We start from the raw sequence: 19,238 nt of genomic DNA on the forward strand, positions 1-19,238 counted from the left end.
GAGTCCTACTCTTTCTCCATAGTGCACTGTAGAGGGTGGCCATGTTGCCGCGAAAAGTCCATGACCTGCGTCACCTTGGTCTCGGCAACCTCGTACGTGTAGACCCCGCAGATGCCGACGCCCTTGTGGTGAACATGCAGCATGATGCGCGTCGCGTCTTCCTGTCCTTTGTTGAAGAACCGCTGAAGGACAAGAACGACGAACTCCATCGGCGTGAAATCGTCATTGAGAAGGAGAACCTTGTAGAGGCTCGGCTTCTTCGTTTTCGGTCGGGTCTTCGTGACGATGCCGGTCTTTGAATCCCCATCGCGATCGTCGCGACCCGGACCATTCGGTTGGTCGTCGTTCCCTGCCATCCGGATCAACGCAGCAATGGGCAAATTTCTCGTCTTCATCTCCCGCCTCAAGGAAGTCCCGAATCCTTCTATCCTTCGGAACCTAGCCGCCAATACGGACGCGGGCGAGGCAGAAAAGCTGCGCTCCACTGCCCAGACCCGGGCCCAGACGGCTACCAATGCGTTTCGCCAAATATCCAACAGAACGCGCCCACACGAATTTGGATCTCAATATAAGCATCGCCCAGGCAAAAAACAGAATGGGCAAAGTGGGGTGTCGCATCGCAATTCGCAAATTTTCCGTTCGAATGATGTCATCGAAGCTTTCGATCAACCGCAAGCGGGTTGTCTCCGAGGAGCCGTCCACCCGCTCTGCTGGAAAGATCTGAATTCTTCCAAGCTCGCCCCCTCCGCCGTTCCCGACACAATTTGCCCATTCCCGTTTCAGGACGTGCCGTTACCCGATATTTACCGCGGTTTTTAACGTTACCGCAGCCCCTCCGCGATACAGTCTATAAGCTCCTTGAATGTGCGGGCCGGTGCTCCCGCGCCCAAAAGGTGCCTAAAAACAGTGCTCTGCTCGAAAATCTGGGTGGGGCAAACCCGCGGGAGCCAAATTTGGCGAACTCGCGGCGCAACAGGCAGTCAAGCGGGCCGCTCCTTCGGGCGGTTAGAGGGATTAGCGTCGTGTTCCGACGGGCGTTTGCGTTTGCGCTCCTATGTCTGGCGTTTTCCGGAGCCGTCCCGGCGCGCGCTGCGGCAGCCCCGCAGAAGCACGCCGCGTTCGTGCTGGACGTGAACTCCGGCGCGGTCCTGCACAATGACGACGGCGATGCCATTCGCCATCCGGCTTCCCTCACCAAGATGATGACGCTCTACCTCACGTTCGAGCTCATCGAGAGCGGCCGGCTGAAAATGTCGGACATGATCACAATTTCAGAGCGCGCCGCGAACGCTGCGCCATCCAAGCTCGATCTCAAACCCGGCGCTCAAATTTCTGTCGCCGACAGCATCAAGGCCGTCGTCACGAAATCGGCCAACGACATAGCCGTTGCGCTCGCCGAGAAGATCGGCGGCACGGAAGCGAACTTCGTCCGGCTGATGAACACCCGCGCCCGCGACCTGGGTATGACGAAGACGCATTTCGAGAACCCGTCCGGACTGCCTGACGACGATCACGTCTCCACGGCGCACGATATGGCAATTCTGGCGTTGCGCCTGATGGACGATTTCCCGGTGCACTACCAGGTCTTCTCGACCCGCACCTTCGCGTATCGCGGCAAGTCGTACCGCAACCACAACACGATGCTCAACACGTTCCAGGGCGTCGACGGCATCAAGACCGGCTATACGCGAGCTTCCGGGTTCAACCTCGTAACGTCCGTGCATCGCGGCGGCCGCCATCTCGTCGGCGTCGTATTCGGCGGCTCGACGGCAGCGGCGCGCAACGCCGAGATGCGCGTTCTGTTGACGAAAGCCTTCACGCGCGCCTCGACAGCGAAAACACGCAAGCCGATGCTGGTTGCCAAACTCAAAGGTGCGCCGAAAGCTGCGCCGCGCCCATCCCTGCGCACGCCGAAGCCGACTAACGTTGCGGCCGCCGAGCCGGAACCGCTATCCGCAAAACCGGCGCCGCGCTTCGCTGAAGCAAAAAGCCGCGAAACGCCGATCCAGATTTTCAAGGTCAAACCCGTCCCAATGACGGCGAAACCCGCCGCGCCGGATGCCGGCGAAACGACGGATATGCAGGACACGCCTCAGGATTCCGCTCCGGAGTCACGCCCGGACACCGGCGAAGCGCCGGAAACTGGCGTCGTCCAGACCGCAAGTGCCGATCACAGCGACGATGCCGGGTTCCTTGCCGCTGCCGAACGCCTTGGCCAGCGCGCGGAAATGCTCGGCACGTCCGGCACGGCAGCGCGTAAGCCTGCTCCCGCCGCCAAGCCGATCGCGCGACCCGCCGCGAAACCCGTGGCTTTTGCCGCGGCCTCGACGCCTGTGGCCGAAACCGAGCCTGCTCCCGCGCCGCCTCCGGTGGCTATCGGCGACGCACAGCCGTCCGAACCCCGCCAGCGCGGCCTGCCGCCTTCGACGCTCAATGCGCAGGCGTGGGCCTTAACGGGCCGGTCGCAACCGCCGCCAGCTCAGCCACAGTACGAGCAACGGCAGGTCACACGTGTCAGCGCCGCAGCCGGGGCTTATGAAGTCCAGATCGGCGCATACGGCTCGATCGCAGAGGCCCAGCGCGCGCTCAATTCCGTGCAGGACCGCGCCAAAAAGCTTCTGGCCGGTGTTCCGTCCGTCACCCACCCGGCGACAGCCAACGGCCGCCAGATTTTCCGTGCCCGTTTCGCAGGCTTCGACGCCGGTCGCGCCGCATCGACATGCACGGAGCTACGCCGCAAAGGCGTCGATTGCTTCGTGATGGCTGGACAATAGATCCACTCACCACGCGCCAGCTCGTAGAGATCAGACGTTGCGAATTGCACCCTTCGCGGCACTCGTCGCCATCGCGGCGTAAGCCCGGAGTGCTTTCGAAACCTGCCGTTTGCGCGGCACGGTTGGCTGCCACCCGATCGCCGATTGCTTGGCGCGACGCTCTCCGAGTTCCTTGTCATCGACCCTGAGATCGATCTTGCGATTGGGGATGTCGATATCGATCATATCGCCATCTTGGATCAGCCCGATCGCACCGCCTTCCGCGGCTTCCGGAGACACGTGCCCGATCGAAAGCCCGGACGATCCGCCCGAGAACCGCCCGTCGGTGACGAGCGCACAGGCTTTGCCCAAACCCTTCGATTTGAGATAGCTCGTCGGATACAGCATCTCCTGCATGCCCGGACCGCCGCGCGGACCTTCGTAGCGAATGACGACGACGTCGCCCGGCTTGATATCGCCCCCGAGAATGGCAGACACCGCCGCGTCCTGACTGTCGAACACGCGCGCGCGGCCCGAGAACGTCAGCAGGCTATCGTCCACGCCAGCCGTCTTCACGATGCAGCCGTCCTCGGCGAGGTTCCCGTAAAGAACGGCCAGCCCGCCATCCTGCGAGAACGCATGCGCCTTATCGCGGATGACGCCCTTCTCGCGATCGAGATCAAGCTCCGAGTACCGGCGTTCCTGGCTGAACGCGACTTGCGACGGCACGCCGCCCGGCGCTGCGCTATAGAATTTATAGGCCGTTTCGCCGTTGGTCTGCTTGATATCCCAGCGCGCTAGAGCTTCGCCGAGACTTGCCGAATGCACCGTCGGAAGCTCAGTCTCGAGCAGCCCGGCACGATCCAGTTCGCCGAGGATCGCCATGATGCCGCCCGCGCGATGCACATCTTCCATGTGAACGTCCGACTTCGCCGGCGCGACCTTGCACAGACACGGCACGCGGCGCGACAGCCGGTCGATATCCTGCATGGTGAAAGGAATGTCGGCTTCATGCGCCGCCGCAAGTAGATGCAGAACCGTGTTGGTCGAGCCACCCATCGCGATATCGAGCGTCATCGCATTCTCGAACGCCGCAAAGCTCGCGATCGAGCGCGGCAAAGCGCTGGAGTCATTCTGCTCATAATAGCGGCGCGCCAGATCGACGATGAGGTGCCCCGCTTCGACGAACAGCCGCTTGCGATCCGCATGCGTCGCAAGCGTCGAGCCGTTGCCCGGCAATGCGAGACCCAGCGCCTCTGTGAGGCAGTTCATGGAATTGGCCGTGAACATGCCCGAGCACGACCCGCACGTCGGGCACGCCGATCGCTCGATCGTCTTGACGTCTTCATCCGAAACGCTGTCGTCGGCCGCCGCGACCATAGCGTCGACGAGATCGAGCGCGTGCTGCTTGCCGCCGAGAACGACTTTGCCCGCTTCCATCGGTCCGCCGGAAACGAAGACGGTCGGAATGTTGACGCGCAGCGACGCCATCAGCATGCCGGGCGTGATCTTATCGCAGTTGGAAATGCACACCATCGCGTCGGCGCAGTGCGCATTGACCATGTACTCGACGCTGTCCGCAATCAGCTCTCGCGAGGGAAGCGAATAGAGCATGCCGTCGTGGCCCATCGCGATGCCGTCATCGACAGCGATGGTATTGAACTCCTTCGCGACGCCGCCCGCCCGCTCGATCTCGCGCGCAACCAGCTGACCGAGGTCCTTGAGATGCACATGCCCCGGAACAAACTGCGTGAACGAATTCACGACCGCGATGATCGGCTTGCCGAAGTCCTCATCCTTCATGCCGGTCGCGCGCCACAGACCGCGGGCCCCCGCCATGTTCCGGCCGTGAGTCGTCGTTCGTGAACGATAGGGAGGCATGTCAAAGTCCGTGTTGTTGAACAGCGATTTTAGGATGAGCACGCCGCGACGCAATTGTCACCGTGCTTCACCACGATTGGCAGCATACCAGTTGTGTTGGCAATGCGGTAACACGCCGTGGGGGTTAACGCGGCGCTAATGCCCGCTCCCCGCTCAGCGCCGTCGCGGCAGGCGTTCTAGCGATACCACAGCAGCCATTTTCGCCTGATTACGGCGCTGCCGCCCCGTCGCATGCCCCTGTCCGCCGCCCGTACTGGATTTCGACGTTCTTCAATTTTCCGGCCGCATCCTTGATCTCGATGCGGCCACGAAAGGCCGTGGGTTCGAGAGCGAACATGCCAACCGCGCTCGATATGTCCGCCGACGCACACTGCGCGATGAAACCGGTTCGCGTTTCCCCGGCACAGACCTCGTATTTCGGACAGTCCGACGCCGGCATATCGCTGAGAATGGCAAAGACCTCGTGCTTGACGATCGCGGGGGCTTCGAGGCAGCGCTCGACCTTGCGAACCGTCTGCTGTGCTTTGGTCGCCGGATCTTCTGCGATCACCTCGACCTCATAGCTGCCGGGCTGCAGGACATGGTTCAACCCCGTGCCCTGCGTTTCGCTCGACAGGAACGCCATCGCCACAACGGCGAGCGCCCCGAAGTAATGCGCATTATGAAAGCCCATCGCTGCTTCCTGACGGCTGCAACACCTATCGCTTCGGCGGCGGTTCGGGGAAATACTGGATATCGAACGGCCGCGAATACTTCAGATAGAGAACGCACGGCGCGGAGGCTCCGCATTCCAAGCCATGCGGAGGCGCATTGCCGGGAAAGCTGATGTAGGCTGGCCCATTGAATGCCGTCCTCGTTCCATCATGCGCTATGAGCGTGAAAGCTCCGCTCAACCAGAGATAAACCTCGTCCGACGTGTGGCTGTGATTGGGAACCACGTATCCCGGCGGAAACCGCAAAAGCACCTCGGCGTCGCCCTTGGAAAGGTCGCCTCTGAGGACTGCGATCTCGCCCCCTTCCGGCAATCCCTCGACTTTGAGCGGGCCCCAGACGGCCTTGCCGATGTCGACGATTGTCTGATCCTTGCCGAAGGACAACGGCGTCACATTCGATCCGACCTCAGCCGCGCTCGCGGTCTGCGCTGCAAGAAAAAGAGCCGACAGAAAAATGGATGCTTTGAGCATTCAACCTCTCCCTAGTTTTGGTGAGTGAGAGAGCATTTTGCGTGCCACATCCCGTCCAACGGAAAATCATCAGCGTTATAACGGAGTTACACCCTCCACGAAATTTGCGCCGAACTCATTTGCGAAATGTCATAACCACGCTATCGTGAGAAATCGCAAACAAATGCGAAATCTCGCAATGACCGATAACAGCTCTTCTGCCATCATCGGACAAAGCCGAAGTCTCCGGCAATGTGTGGAGCGCGCGGATGCCGTCGCGCTGACCGATGCAACGGTTCTCATCCTCGGCGAGTCCGGCGTCGGCAAGGAACTCATCGCCCGCCGCATCCACGAACGTAGCCGGCGCGCGCGCCAACCGCTGGTCGTCGTGAACTGCGCGGCCGTCCCGAGAGACTTGTTCGAAAGCGAATTCTTCGGCCACGTGAAGGGCGCCTTCAGCGGCGCAACGCGCGACCGCAAGGGGCGGCTCGAAACCGCGCATCAGGGAACACTGCTCCTCGACGAAGTCGGAGAGATCCCACCTGAGCTGCAGGGAAAGCTTTTGCGCGCGCTTCAGCAAATGTCCTTCGAGCGCGTCGGCGACGACCAGACCCGGCAAGTCGATGTCCGGGTGATCGCGGCGACCAATCGATGCCTGGCGGACGATGCGGCATCCGGAAGATTCCGGCCCGATCTTTACTACAGGCTGAGTACGTTTCCGATCGAGGTTCCTCCTCTGCGAGAGCGCGCCGACGACATCGGCATGCTTTCGGATCACATCCTGGCCGAGATCGCAGGCCGCTTGCGGCGCAAACCGCCGCGTCTTTCTAAGCAGCAAGTGCGCCAGCTCTGCGCTTACGACTGGCCGGGAAACATTCGCGAGCTCCGCAACGTCCTCGAGCGCGTCATTATTCTTGGCAGCGCGGATTTGGACGCCGTCCTGCCGCCCGCTCCGAAACCGAGGGCAGCCGCTCTTCCGCGCACGCCAACCGAAACCGTCGATGGCGACTACGTCACCGCCGATGAAGTGCTGTCTTTCGAACGCAATAATCTGATTGCCGCACTGGAAGTCGCGAAATGGCGTGTATCCGGCAAGGGCGGCGCAGCGGAACTTCTGCGCATGAATCCATCGACCCTGGCGTCGCGTCTCAAAGCTTTGGACATTCAGCGACCCGCAGCAGACTCGCTGTATTTGCGGATCGGAGGGCGCGCGACGATCACCGCGCTGGCGCGTGACCTTCTTGGCCGCATGCAGGCAGATCCGCAAGTCGGCCGGTTCTGGTCCGATCGCAGCATCGTCGGTATCCGCCAGGAAGAAAAACTTCTGATTCAGTATCTCTGTTCAGAGCTTGGCGGGCCCACACGTTACGCCGGGCGTGACATGGTAAGCGCCCACGCGCACCTCCCGATTACGGCAAGCGATTGGCGGGTTTTTCTCCAATATCTGGAGCGAACGTTTGAAGCGTTGGGCCTTGATCAAGGCAGCAGACGCTCGCTGCAAGCTGCGGTGGGACAGCTGGAGCCGTCGATCGTAACGTCGTAAGTTATCTCATCAAAAACCGGCTGCCATTGCGAAACGTTCTAAATCCGGAGCCAGCCATGGGTCTCGACGAACTTCATGGATAATTTAACTTGTTCTTCGATATAGCCGAAACGCTATATATAAGTTTGTTTCGACGCTACCCTCAAAATCGAGCGCGCAACCGATGTTTGTTCGTCAATTGACCTACCTTGTGACGCTGGCTCGTGAAAAGCACTTCGCGCGCGCGGCCGAGAAATGCAACGTTACCCAATCGACGCTCTCCGCCGGATTGAAGGCGCTCGAACGCGAACTCGATATGCGGCTCGTCATTCGCGAGCCTCGCTTCATGGGGCTGACACCCGAGGGCGAGCGCGTCGTCGAGTGGGCAGCCCAAATCATCGTCGACTACGAAAGCCTGAAACAGGACGTCGAAGGATTGCGCGACGGCCTCAAAGGCACGTTGCGCCTGGGCGTCATTCCGGCAGCCATTCCGGCTCTCGCGAGGCTGACCGCAGCATTCAGTGCCAAGCATCCGCACGTTTCCGTCGACGTCAACTCGATGACGTCGGTCGAAATTCAAAGCGGCCTCGACAAGTTCGAACTCGATGCGGGCTTGACCTATCTCGACAACGAACCCTTGGTGAACGTCCGTAAATGCCGGCTTTACGAAGAAAAATACGTCTTCGTTACGAGCGCACACGGCCCCTTCGCAAAACTGCCGAGCATCACGTGGCAGGACGCTTCGAACGAGAATCTGTGCCTGCTGAACGAAAGCATGCAGAACCGGCGCGTCCTTAACAATATCGCCCGTTCAGCTGGGCTCAAGCTCGCTCCGACCGTAACGACGAACTCGTTCTTAGCCGTCTGTTCCTACGTCTGCAGCGGCGTGTGGTCGAGCATCGTCCCGCACACGTTTTCGTACCTGTTTTCCGAATGCAAAGATCTCGTATCGATCGACCTCATCGATCCAATTCATTCACAAAACATCGGCCTGGTCACATCCGATCGCGATCCAATGCCACCGCTGGCGCATGCTCTGTTGCAATGCGCAAAACGCCTCGATTTCGAAGACGCTCTGCTCGCAGCGAGCTGACAACGACGTGATCGATGGCATCGATCAAACGACAAAATCCATTTGTTTGACGATTTTGGCGCACGCCCCGACAGTCGCGCCAACCTTAACGCGCGACAACGGCAAGAGACATTGCCACGCCGTCGAGGTGAGGAAGCGCGAGGAGCAGCAAACGCGATTAGCCGAGGGCTGATCCGCAACCAGCCCCTCATCATAAAAGTAATCCACCTGCACGCGAGTGCGGGGGCGCTCCCTCATGCCCTAGTCCATGAAGGAATATGAAAATGGCAAAAGTCGTTTGTGTCCTCTACGATGACCCCATCGGCGGGCTTCCGAAGTCCTACGCGCGGGATGATATCCCCGTCATCACCAAATACCCTGACGGGCAAACCGCGCCCACGCCCCAGGCCATCGACTTCAAGCCCGGAGAACTCCTCGGCAGCGTTTCGGGCGAACTCGGCCTGCGCAAGTTTCTAGAAAGCAACGGCCACACACTCGTCGTCACGTCCGACAAGGACGGCGCAAATTCCAAGCTCGACCAGGAACTGCATGACGCTGAGATCGTCATCTCGCAGCCGTTCTGGCCCGCCTACATGACAGCCGAACGCATCGCCAAGGCGCCGAAGCTGAAGATGATCGTCACGGCCGGCATCGGATCGGACCACACCGATCTTCAGGCTGCGATGGATCGCGGCATCACCGTTGCTGAAGTCACGTACTGCAACAGCAACAGCGTTGCCGAGCACGTCGTAATGACGATGCTCGCGCTCGTTCGCAACTACATCCCGTCCTACAACTGGGTGATCAAAGGCGGCTGGAACATCGCCGATTGCGTAAGCCGCTCCTACGACCTCGAAGGAATGCACATCGGCACCGTCGCCGCCGGCCGCATCGGCCTGCGCGTTCTGCGCCTGCTGAAGCCTCACGATGTCCACCTGCATTATCTCGATCGCCATCGTCTGCCCGAAGCCGTCGAGAAGGAGTTGAACCTCACCTATCACACGAGCCTCGAAAGCTTGACGAAGGTTTGCGATGTGGTGACGCTCAATTGCCCATTGCATCCTGAAACCGAGCACATGATCAATGACAAGTCGCTGAAGAACTTCAAGCGCGGCGCGTACTTGGTCAATACCGCTCGCGGAAAGCTTTGCGATCGCGACGCGATCGTGCGCGCTCTCGAAAGCGGTCAGCTCGCAGGATACGGCGGCGACGTCTGGTTCCCGCAGCCGGCTCCGCAGGATCATCCGTGGCGGACGATGCCGCATCACGGTATGACCCCGCACATCTCCGGCACGTCGCTGTCGGCGCAGGCCCGCTATGCGGCTGGAACGCGCGAAATCCTCGAGTGCTATTTCGCGAACAAGCCGATCCGCAACGAATACCTGATCGTCCAGGGCGGCAAGCTTGCGGGCGTCGGAGCGCATTCCTACAGCGCCGGCAACGCCACGGGCGGCTCTGAAGAAGCCGCGAAATTCAAGCGCTAGAACTTCAAGTCACATGACAATCGGCGGCGAGCGGCGACGCTCGCCGCCTCATCACCATCTTGGAGAGCACCATGCGTCGCGATCAATTGACCGAGAAGATTCTTGATATCAAGCGTGCGAAGGGTTGGAGCTGGAAGCACATCACCGATGCGGTCGGAGGTATTTCGCCCGTCCTTGTCGTCGGCGCATTGCTCGGACAGCAGAAGCTCGTCAAACCGCTGGCAAAGAAAGCAGCCAACCTTTTCGGTTTGTCGGAAAGCGAGGAGCGCCTGCTCAATGAAGTGCCGTACCGCGGCATGCCAATGCCCCCGACCGATCCGCTGATCTATCGGTTCTACGAACTCGTCATGGTCAATGGACCGGCTTGGAAAGCCTTGATCGAGGAAGAATTCGGCGACGGCATCATGTCGGCGATTGATTTCGACATGAGCATCGAACGCCAGCCGCACGCCAAAGGCGATAGGGTGCAAATATCGATGTCAGGCAAGTTCCTGCCGTACAAGTATTACGGTAACGAGGAAGGCATCCAGGAGACCGGAACGAAGGAAGACTAGCGTCCGCCTTCTCCTGTACCGCCATTATAAGATGGATATTTAGAGTGCCGGTCACGTTGCTGCGACGCAGCAGCAGGGCCGGCATTTTTCAATTTGATTTGGCTCATGGTGCGCGCTTTTGAACGCTGCAAATATTCAATATAGTCGCTAGGCTATGAATAGGCGTTCGCAGCCCTTGCTCTGCATCGAACGCTGGCATGGACGATGCGCGCTCTCCGAGCCGGCTAGATCCATCTTAAGACGATAAGGAAAAGGATTTTAGAACGCGATGACGGACGCCAGCGAGAAGCACGTTACCCTGACCAAGATGTGCGAACTGCATTCCATCGCGATGCCTCGCGACGGCGAACTCGCGGAGCGATTTCAAAAGGCCTTCCCGACAGCCGCATTCGACGAGTCCGCTCAGGAATGGCGCATGGTCTGGAAGAAGGGCACATACGCCGTCTCCAACGCACGCCTCGAGGCGTTTTTTCACGACAACGGCGCATCCGTAGTCCACGTCGATAAGTGCTGAGTCCTGGGGAACCCGCCCGGCGATTCCCAAATCCCTTTAAATCGGCGCTTTTCTCGGAGAACTCGCATGCATCATGCTAAGGAGGCCCACCATTTCGACAAACCTCCAAGTCATGCGTTTGCATTGCCCAGGGAGGGCGGGCTGACCGAGCTGCTCCTGAAGGAATTTCCCGAAGCTCACTTCAATGAAGAGTTTCAGGAATGGCGGATTGATTGGGACGAGAAGGCCTTCCCACACCAGGGTCAGCGGCTGGATGCGTTCGCGACGACCCACGAACTCGAAATTTTCCATCGCTATTAATGCGCGTCGCGCAGTCGGCAACAGAGTTCAAACGATGCGGAACACCATTCCGCATCGCCTCGATCGTTGAGCCCCTTATCTTACGCAGCCATCACTTCCGATGTGGCAGCAATCCTGTCGAGCGAGAGAACACTGATCATCCGCCCCTCGCCTGCGATGACGCCTTGAATCAGATTGCGCGTGGCAGCTGAGGCGACATCCGGCGTCGGCTGAATGTCGTCGTCCTTTCCGCTGAAGATTTCCGAGACAGCATCGACCAGAAATCCGATCACCTGCTTGCCCATTTCGACGACCATGATGGCATGGCGTGTCGAGGGTTCGGCGGGAGCGAACCCCATCCTCGCGGAAAGATCGATGATCGGCAGCACCGTTCCGCGGAGATTGATGACGCCGAGCATATAGCTCGGCGCGTGCGGAAGCGGCGTCACCGGCGTCCAGCCGCGAATTTCGCGAACGTTCATCACATCGAGACAGAATTCCTGCTGTCCCAGCCGAAACGCGATCAGTTCGCGAGCCTGAGTCCCGTCGGATTTCGTTAGCGTCGTCGTCATGATCTCATCCCTTGGACAAGGTTTGAGGGCTCGGCCGAACCGAACCCTCTCCATTTCCGGTAGCGATTAGAATTCCGTCCAGCCATCATCCGCGCCGTTGACGACCTTGCGGGCCGATGCGGCCGGTTTGACTGCAGACCGCGCCGCCGCCCGTTGCGGTCGCGACGCAGCGGCTCGTCCCGCCGCAGAACTCGGCGCGTTCCGGAAGGCATGCGGAGCGGCACGTTCGAGATCCCTGCGCAGGGTATCTTTTTCACCGATGTCGAAGTTCGCCATGAGACTCGCCATCGTGTCGGCTTCCGCCGCCAGGGCATGGACCGCGGCCGTGCTCTCCTCGACCATCGCCGCGTTCTGCTGCGTGCCTTCATCCATTTGAGCGATGGCCTTGTTGATCTCGCTCAGGCTCGTTGCTTGCTCTTCGGCGCCGGTCGCGATGTGACGCACGAGATCGCTGATCTCGTTCACCCGCAGGACGATGCGGTTCAAGGCATCGCCTGTCTCGCTGACCAGCTTTGCCCCGGTTTCGACCTGGTGCGAACTGGTGGAAATAAGGCCCTTGATCTCCTTCGCGGCTTCAGCCGAGCGCTGCGCCAGCGCTCGAACTTCGCTCGCCACGACCGCGAAGCCACGTCCGGCATCGCCCGCGCGCGCCGCTTCGACGCCTGCGTTCAGCGCCAGAAGATTGGTCTGGAAGGCAATCTCATCAATGACGCCGATGATCTGCGAAACCTTGCGCGATGAAGCCTCGATCTGCTGCATCGCCGTCACCGCCTGACGGACGATCTCGCCGCTACGCTCGGCCTCGGAACGTGCCGTGCTGACGGTCGCGCTCGCCTGCTTCGAACCTTCCGCCGTCTTGGTGACGGTTGTCGTGATCTCGTTCAGCGCAGCTGCGGTTTCTTCGAGAGACGCAGCCTGCTGTTCCGTACGCCGCGAAAGATCATCGGACCCGCCGGCAAGTTCAGCGGCGCCGGAACGGACCGCGTTCGCATTAATGCCGATGCCTTTGAGAGCATCCTGCAGCTTGCTCATCGCGACGTTGAAATCGCTCCGAAGTTGCTCATACTCTTGCGGGAAGGCCTCGTTGATACGGAACGTCAGCTTGCCTTCGGTGAGCTGGTGCAGCCCGTTTCCGAGCGCCTTGACGACCTCGTCCTGACGCGCCGCAAGCTCTTCACGATCGTGCTCGTTACGCGTGCGCTCCTCTTCGGCAGCCGTGATGTCAGTCGCGAACTTGACGAACTTGTAAACCTTGCCGTTGGCATCGAACATCGGATTGTAGGAGGCCTGAATCCAGACATCCTTGCCGCTCTTGGCGATCCGGCGGAATTTCTCGGCGACGAACTCTCCGCGATTGAGACGGTCCCAGAAGTTGCGATAATCGTCGCTCGCCGCGTATTCACGGTCCACAAACATGCGGTGATGACGCCCGGCGACTTCCTCCGCTGTATAGCCGAGAACGGACAGGAAGTTCTCGTTGGCCTGAATGACTGTGCCGTCGAGGTTGAACTCGATGACCCCCTGCGACCGGTTCATGGCGGCGACTTTTGCTTCCAGATCCTTGATTCGCTCCGCTTCTGCCGGATCCACAACGACAGTTTCGACATCCCCCTGTTTGGCCTGCTCGGGTTCTGCCTGGCGCGTCCATTTCAAAAACATCGGGGGGATCATCTCCGGATAACGTCTGAGCTGCGCAGGATCATGCGGCCGTGGTCGTCAAGAAAACGCGCGCAAAGGATCGACGCCGATAGATCATCGGGCGATTCGTGCACGAGAAAGTTGGAAGGCGGATCAAATCATCCCGGGCAGACCGGAACGGAGAGAGGCGGCTTCATGCCCTGATCGTGTCGATCAGTCGCTCCGTGTGCTGAAGTTATCCGAATATTAGTTTACAGATAATAAACTTAAAACAGCGAGCGGGGGCATCATAAAGCCGTCGATGCCCCGCAATTACAATCATCGCCCTACGACACAAATGGCAACGCGGGCCGCAACTCGAACGGCCTGATCGGATTGACCGACTGCGCATTATCGGCGTCAACCGCCGCAAAGGTCTGCCCGATCGCCGCCGGATCATCCAGCACACGGACGATCAGTTCGGCGACGTCATCGCGATTGATGAAGCCATGCGTCTCCGGATCCTGCGTGAGGATGCCCCGCCCCGTTCCCGGATCTGAGCGAAGTCCGCCGGGACGGATGATCGTCGCAGACGGGATCACGCGTCGCAGATGGTTCTCGGCCCGCGTCTTGGCATCGACGGTCGCGCCAAACGCGGCGATAACACGCTCGGAGCGAAACGGAGCCATGTCGCCACAACCGATCGACGTGACGAAAACGAAGCGTTGGGCGCCATGAGCCGCGGCGGCGTCGATGATGTTGATGTTGCCAACCTCATCGACATAGATGCCATCCGGCGTGCGCCCACCGATCGTCGACACCACATCGCATCCAGCCGGTAGACACGCGAACGCAGCGGCGACATCCTCGCGCGACATCGCATCACCATGCACAATCCGAACGCCGAGGGCCGCGAGTTCATCTCTCGCAGAGCCGGAACGCAGCATAGCCGTTACCGGAACGTCCCGCCGGCGCAGCAGCCGGGCCAGCGCGAGGCCGACACCACGGCTTGCGCCGAAAATCAGAAGAGGACGCATCTACACCTCACCACCCGAACCAAATCTGCCTTCGAGCGCCCCGAACCGCGCGACCTGACCGGCCTTGAAGTGGCGGTCCTTGTCGCGCCCAACAAAAATCTTGAACATCGCTTCTCCGTCGGCGTTGAAGAACTGCACCGACATCGTCCCCTGAACGGCCGGCACCGTATTCTCTAGCCCGGCACCGAAAGTTCACGCAACGGCGCAAACGCGCGCCATCGCATCAAAGCTGCGCTCAAATTCGCAATGACGTTTTAGGGATCGCAACCGACCGAACGAGCGGCCGTCAGTGCAGCCCGCGATCGATCTTTCCGCTTGGGTTCGGCTGCTTCAGGCGATGCTTCCACACGGCAGCTTCAAGCCGGCTCGCGAGGTTTAACTTGCGCAAAACGTTTTTGACGTGAACCTTCACCGTCGCATCGCTGATCCCGAGTTTGCGCGCAATGGTCTTGTTGTTCAGCCCTTCCGCCAGACATTCGAGAATCTCGCGCTCGCGCGGCGTCAGAAGTTCCTCCCCGGAGCTTCCGGCGATGACCGGCGAAAGCAGCGCACTTTTCAAAACTTCCGCCAGCGTGTCTTGTAGAACCGTGGCCCCGCTCGAAGCCTTGAGCAGGTTCGTGCACAAGTCTTCCGGCTCCATATCCTTGAGCAGATAACCGTCGGCGCCTGCACGAAGCGCCTCGATCAGATCGTCTTCTGAGTTCGAGACCGTCAGAATGATATAGCGCGCAAGAAGATGCGTCGCCTTCAAGTGCCGAAGCGTATCGATCCCGGTCATGCCCTTCATGTTGATGTCGATCAGCACGATATCTGGGTTCAACGCCAGGGCGAGTTCGATGCCCTGCTGTCCGCACGCCGCCTCCCCGACAACCCTGAAGTTTGGGTCCTGCGAGATCATTTGCCGAACGCCTTTGCGAAACAACGGATGATCATCAATGAGGACAACCTTGATCATGATCGGCACCTGAACATCATTGATACTGCAATTTCTGCGGTGTGAACGTCAGTGTCACGCGCGTACCGGCTTCCGGCCTCGGACCGATATCGATCGCTCCGCCGAGACTGAAAGCGCGCTCCTTCATAATCGTCTGCCCATGATGCGACGTTTCCTTGGTTTCCGCCGGGCGGTATCCAATCCCGTCGTCATCGATTGTTACGGTCACTTCCCCATTCCGTCGAACGTCCATCGTGATCCAGACGTTGGTCGCGCGCGCATGGCGCAGGATGTTGCTCAGCGCCTCGCGCACGACATGCAGGACATGAAATTCCTCGTTCACCGTTAGCGTGGCACCGGTGAGCCTGTTATCCAGAGCGATCGGCAGGCCCGACCTCTGACTGAATTCTTCGATCGCGGACGCAATCGCAAAATCGAGCCCCCGGATGTCCATGTGAACACGGAAGGTGGCAAGCAGCTCGCGCAATTCCCGGTACGCATTGTCCAGCCCATGGCGCAATTCGCTTGTGATGGCCTTCGTCTGCTCACGGGACTCGCTGGTCACGTTGTTCTGATATGACTGCAACCGCGCGAGCTGGATCTTCATGAAGGACAAGGACTGTGCCAGCGAGTCGTGCAGCTCTCGCGCGATCGCGGCGCGCTCTTCAAGCACGGCAATACGTCGGGCCTCCTGATCGTGCCCATCGAGTTTCGCCGCCATCGAGAGCAGGCTGGCCGTAATACGTAGCGTCTTGATCTCGAGCGCTTCCAGCGTCCGATCGCCCGACAACTCGATCAGCAGCACGCTCGTTTCGCCCGTCGCATCGACGAATCCGAGACCCACTCTGCGCGTGCGCAATTCTTCCGAATGCTCTTCAACGATGGTCCCGGCTCCGGCCTGAGATATCTCCGCTTCGAACTGCTTCGACAGCGCCGCCGGCTCCCGGTTCGAGAATAGGCATCGTCCGGAATGAAACACCGCCGCGTCCTCGGAAAAAACGATCGCCGTGTTCTGCAAATCGAGCGTACGCTCCAGCGCATAGAGAATTTTCCGAAGCATTCCGTCGCCAAACGGATGCCGAAGCATCACGCTCATGGCATTCGAAAGATAATCTTGAATGCGCGTCATGCGCTCGAGGGAGTTACGCGTTTCCTTGCTTGCACCCGAATTTGCGATCTCGGTCAGCAAGCGGCCAACGCGTTCCTCGATCCGTGCAATCTCATCGCGGTGCGCTCGATTGTTAGAGTGTGCGCCGCCAGCGCACACCGCACCCGCGATGCCATCCACGCGATCAACGAGAACCCGCCGAGACCCAACGCTCAGACGAGCGAGGCAAAACAGCAAAACGCAAAAGCTCAACAGCTGCAGAAACGCGACCTGCGTACGCCTCGCCTCGAAATTCCGTTGAAGATTGAGCCCCGCCTGCCGCAGCAGCTCGATCGCATCGCGAGAGGCTGCTTCGCCTTTGCGCTGCTGACCGTCCTTTAGGACGTCGAGATTGACGTCCGACTCTCGCACAATGATCTGATCGTCGAAAACGCCAGAGCCAATGAGATCTGCAACGGCGGATGCGTTTTGATCCTTCGCACCCTCGAGCGGCTGCGCAAGCAATGAAACCTCGGCTGCATGCAGCTTGCGCAATGCATCGCCGATAGCCGCGCCGTAATTCGACAAGTACCACGATGCCGTGAAAAGAGTCAGCGCCGCAAACGCTGCGATCACAACCAAGCCCACAGTTCGAAAATATAGCGGGTAACGATCTAATGCTTTACGCACACGGCTGATATAAGCAGAATAATTTCCGCGATCGCCGAAGCGGGACTGCGTGAAGGAACGCGCTGTTTCGGTGGTCATCGGACTGGTCGTGCTCATGACGATGCTCATTTTCAGCACCATACAAGCATTCGCCCTCTTCGGTCTGGGAGCGATCGCGATACTCGTTGGCGTTATCGTTCTGGTGCTCGTCCCGATTGTTCGACGCGGCGAACAAATAAAATCGAGCGATGATGATCCGGAACTGGCCCAGCCTGTATTGACAAAGATCAAACCGGACTCGACTCCGCAAACAATTAAACCGCTCGGCTCGGCAGCCCAGCTCGACCCTCCGAACGAGGCACCCGGACCTACCGCGCAAGCGCTCCCAAGAGATCGCCTTATGCCGGTCGACTACCGCCAGATCGTCGAGCACATGGAGCAGATCGTCTTTACGATCGACGGCGATGGAAACATCTCGATGCTCAGCTCATCGTGGGAGAATTTGCTGGACTACACGATCGCCGACAGCCTCAATCAGCCTTTCGGTACATTCGTGCATCCCGAAGACCGCCCTTTGGTCGACGCCCAGATCAGCGGTTTGCTGCGCCGCAGCCGCGACACCTGCCGGATGGAGCTGCGCATGATCGCGCGCAATCACACATCCCGTTGGCTCGATATGCGCGCCAGAAGCGTCAGCGGTTCGGATCGCACCGTCATCGGAACATTGACGGACATAAATCAGCAGAAGGAAATCGAAGCGCGCCTACGCGCGGTGCGGCGCTCTCTGAGCACACTGCTCAACAGCATTCCGGGCATGGTCTATCGATGCAAAAGTGACCGCAACTGGAGCTTCGAGTTTGCCAGCGACGGCTGCCTCGAAGTCACCGGGTACGAGCCGTATCATCTGGTGAACGACCCCAACCTGTATTTCCAGCACATCATGTTTCCCGACGACCGCGACTACGCGTGGAACCACGTGCACAAGCAGGTCATGCTGAAGCGCAACTTCCAGCTCGTCTATCGCATCATCGACAGGTCTGGCCGGGTAAAATGGATCTGGGAGCAAGGGCGCGGAGTCTATTCCGTGAGCGGCGAACTGCTGGCGCTCGAAGGCTTCATCAGAGTGATCGCCGACGACAGCGCCAAAGCGCGCGTCGTGCTCGAAGGGTTCCACGACTTGATTCTCGACGAGCCGCTGCCGTCGTGAAGAAAGCCGGCACTCATAAAAAAGGCCGCTGAGAATGCGGCCTTGGTCCCAATCGACTGTCGTGGGTGATCAGATCAAGCCGAGAGTTGCTCGAGCTTCACCTCATCGAGAACGTGTACCTCGGTCGAGTTGACGATCTCGATCACGCCCATGCTGCGCAACTTCGTCAGTGTTCTGCTGACCGTCTCGATCGTCAGGCCCAGAAGATCGCCGATATCCGAGCGGCGCATCATCAGGCTGAAGGCGCTGCCATTCCGCCCCGAACTCGCTGCGCGGTCACTCAACCTGACGAGAAAAGCGGCAATGCGCTCCATCGCCGTGCCCTGGCCGACGCAAACAAGCAGGTTGCGGGCGGTTGCAAGCTCGGCCGATACCGCCTTATAGAGCGTCAGCGCGAGGTCAGGATCGGACGCGGCTGCTTCTTCAAGGGCCGTGGCCGGGATGCATTTAACCTTTGCGGCGCAAGTGGCCTGCGCGTCGAAAATGTACTCGCCGTGAAGGCCAAGCCCAATGTAATCACCGGGATAAGCGAAATCGATGACCTGTCGGCGCCCGTCACCCAGCACTTTCGAAAGCGCGACGACCCCTTGCTCGACATAAAAGACCTGCGTTCTCGGATCGCCTTCGCAGAAAATGTACTCTTTGGCTCGCAGCCTTCGGATCGTGGCATGCTCGAACCCATCACGCTTCCTTACGCCCGAGTTTCGCGATAGCCCCTGATGAGGGTTGTACGGAAAAGCATCATGAACAGTTGTTGCACCCAGCATATCCGCTCTCCTTGGCTCGCGAACGGCGGCATCAATCGAGACCATAGAAGCCGATAGCTTTCGCCCAGGTTTGCCTTAACGGTAAAGAATTGTAACAATTTGTAATCTATACACTCACCGCGCCAT

The 19,238-nt window shown here is 59.6% G+C and carries 20 protein-coding genes; 9 read left to right on the forward strand and 11 right to left on the reverse strand.

What is annotated here, in order from left to right; translation table 11 throughout:
• Positions 1 to 5 precede the first annotated feature (5 nt).
• On the reverse strand, positions 6 to 356 hold the full coding sequence (gene clpS / locus HYPGJ_RS10515; protein ID WP_046847136.1) for an ATP-dependent Clp protease adapter ClpS: 351 nt from the start codon (positions 354 to 356) through the stop codon (positions 6 to 8).
• A 16-nt stretch (positions 357 to 372) separates the two neighbouring features.
• Between clpS and HYPGJ_RS19100 the strand changes: the two genes are divergently transcribed.
• Together HYPGJ_RS19100 and HYPGJ_RS10520 are read left to right on the forward strand one after the other, a co-directional pair.
• A complete protein-coding gene (locus tag HYPGJ_RS19100; protein WP_143440512.1) occupies positions 373 to 819 on the forward strand; it encodes a hypothetical protein in 447 nt (148 codons plus the stop codon).
• 203 nt (positions 820 to 1,022) lie between these two features.
• The gene (locus HYPGJ_RS10520) at positions 1,023 to 2,774 is read left to right on the forward strand and encodes a serine hydrolase (RefSeq protein ID WP_046847137.1); all 1,752 of its coding nucleotides are present in this window, start codon (positions 1,023 to 1,025) and stop codon (positions 2,772 to 2,774) included.
• A 30-nt stretch (positions 2,775 to 2,804) separates the two neighbouring features.
• Here HYPGJ_RS10520 and ilvD read toward each other — a convergent pair whose 3' ends face one another.
• From ilvD to HYPGJ_RS10535, 3 genes are all read right to left on the reverse strand, one after another.
• Positions 2,805 to 4,634: a dihydroxy-acid dehydratase gene (ilvD, locus tag HYPGJ_RS10525; RefSeq protein WP_046848319.1), complete on the reverse strand. Its 1,830-nt coding sequence runs from the start codon at positions 4,632 to 4,634 to the stop codon at positions 2,805 to 2,807.
• 208 nt (positions 4,635 to 4,842) lie between these two features.
• On the reverse strand, positions 4,843 to 5,307 hold the full coding sequence (locus HYPGJ_RS10530; protein ID WP_046847138.1) for a hypothetical protein: 465 nt from the start codon (positions 5,305 to 5,307) through the stop codon (positions 4,843 to 4,845).
• A 25-nt stretch (positions 5,308 to 5,332) separates the two neighbouring features.
• Positions 5,333 to 5,818, reverse strand: coding sequence for a hypothetical protein (locus HYPGJ_RS10535; protein WP_046847139.1), 486 nt, complete (start codon positions 5,816 to 5,818; stop codon positions 5,333 to 5,335).
• 178 nt (positions 5,819 to 5,996) lie between these two features.
• Between HYPGJ_RS10535 and HYPGJ_RS10540 the strand changes: the two genes are divergently transcribed.
• From HYPGJ_RS10540 to HYPGJ_RS10570, 6 genes are all read left to right on the forward strand, one after another.
• Positions 5,997 to 7,340, forward strand: coding sequence for a sigma 54-interacting transcriptional regulator (locus HYPGJ_RS10540; protein ID WP_046848320.1), 1,344 nt, complete (start codon positions 5,997 to 5,999; stop codon positions 7,338 to 7,340).
• Positions 7,341 to 7,503: 163 nt separating this feature from the next.
• Complete coding sequence (locus HYPGJ_RS10545; protein WP_046847140.1) at positions 7,504 to 8,412, forward strand: LysR family transcriptional regulator; 909 nt, start codon at positions 7,504 to 7,506, stop codon at positions 8,410 to 8,412.
• Between the two features lie 263 nt (positions 8,413 to 8,675).
• Positions 8,676 to 9,875: an NAD-dependent formate dehydrogenase gene (locus HYPGJ_RS10555; protein ID WP_046847142.1), complete on the forward strand. Its 1,200-nt coding sequence runs from the start codon at positions 8,676 to 8,678 to the stop codon at positions 9,873 to 9,875.
• A gap of 71 nt (positions 9,876 to 9,946) precedes the next feature.
• Entirely contained in the window at positions 9,947 to 10,429 is a 483-nt protein-coding gene (gene cynS, locus HYPGJ_RS10560; protein WP_046847143.1) for a cyanase, read from the forward strand.
• 268 nt (positions 10,430 to 10,697) lie between these two features.
• Positions 10,698 to 10,943, forward strand: coding sequence for a hypothetical protein (locus HYPGJ_RS10565; protein ID WP_046847144.1), 246 nt, complete (start codon positions 10,698 to 10,700; stop codon positions 10,941 to 10,943).
• 66 nt (positions 10,944 to 11,009) lie between these two features.
• Positions 11,010 to 11,243, forward strand: a complete 234-nt coding sequence (locus HYPGJ_RS10570; protein WP_046847145.1) for a hypothetical protein — start codon at positions 11,010 to 11,012, stop codon at positions 11,241 to 11,243.
• An 80-nt stretch (positions 11,244 to 11,323) separates the two neighbouring features.
• Here the strand turns inward: HYPGJ_RS10570 and HYPGJ_RS10575 are convergent, their stop codons facing one another.
• From HYPGJ_RS10575 to HYPGJ_RS10595, 6 genes are all read right to left on the reverse strand, one after another.
• Positions 11,324 to 11,794: a chemotaxis protein CheW gene (locus HYPGJ_RS10575; RefSeq protein ID WP_046847146.1), complete on the reverse strand. Its 471-nt coding sequence runs from the start codon at positions 11,792 to 11,794 to the stop codon at positions 11,324 to 11,326.
• Between the two features lie 66 nt (positions 11,795 to 11,860).
• Positions 11,861 to 13,453: a PAS domain-containing methyl-accepting chemotaxis protein gene (locus HYPGJ_RS10580; protein ID WP_052750877.1), complete on the reverse strand. Its 1,593-nt coding sequence runs from the start codon at positions 13,451 to 13,453 to the stop codon at positions 11,861 to 11,863.
• Positions 13,454 to 13,758: 305 nt separating this feature from the next.
• Entirely contained in the window at positions 13,759 to 14,448 is a 690-nt protein-coding gene (locus tag HYPGJ_RS10585; RefSeq protein WP_046847147.1) for an SDR family oxidoreductase, read from the reverse strand.
• Positions 14,449 to 14,613, reverse strand: a complete 165-nt coding sequence (locus tag HYPGJ_RS18790) for a ChuX/HutX family heme-like substrate-binding protein (protein ID WP_244466089.1) — start codon at positions 14,611 to 14,613, stop codon at positions 14,449 to 14,451.
• Positions 14,614 to 14,734: 121 nt separating this feature from the next.
• A complete protein-coding gene (narL, locus tag HYPGJ_RS10590; RefSeq protein WP_046848322.1) occupies positions 14,735 to 15,403 on the reverse strand; it encodes a two-component system response regulator NarL in 669 nt (222 codons plus the stop codon).
• Positions 15,404 to 15,419: 16 nt separating this feature from the next.
• Complete coding sequence (locus HYPGJ_RS10595; RefSeq protein ID WP_244466090.1) at positions 15,420 to 17,117, reverse strand: histidine kinase; 1,698 nt, start codon at positions 17,115 to 17,117, stop codon at positions 15,420 to 15,422.
• Positions 17,118 to 17,208: 91 nt separating this feature from the next.
• Between HYPGJ_RS10595 and HYPGJ_RS10600 the strand changes: the two genes are divergently transcribed.
• Positions 17,209 to 18,345 (forward strand): PAS domain-containing protein, encoded by a 1,137-nt coding sequence (locus HYPGJ_RS10600; protein ID WP_244466091.1) that lies wholly within the window; start codon positions 17,209 to 17,211, stop codon positions 18,343 to 18,345.
• Positions 18,346 to 18,419: 74 nt separating this feature from the next.
• Here the strand turns inward: HYPGJ_RS10600 and HYPGJ_RS10605 are convergent, their stop codons facing one another.
• Positions 18,420 to 19,112 carry a helix-turn-helix domain-containing protein gene (locus HYPGJ_RS10605; protein ID WP_046847149.1) on the reverse strand — a complete coding sequence of 231 codons (693 nt, stop codon included), beginning with the start codon at positions 19,110 to 19,112 and terminating at the stop codon, positions 18,420 to 18,422.
• Between the last annotated feature and the right edge of the window lie 126 nt (positions 19,113 to 19,238).

The sequence above is a fragment of the Hyphomicrobium sp. GJ21 genome (assembly GCF_001006785.1).
GTDB lineage: Bacteria > Pseudomonadota > Alphaproteobacteria > Rhizobiales > Hyphomicrobiaceae > Hyphomicrobium_B.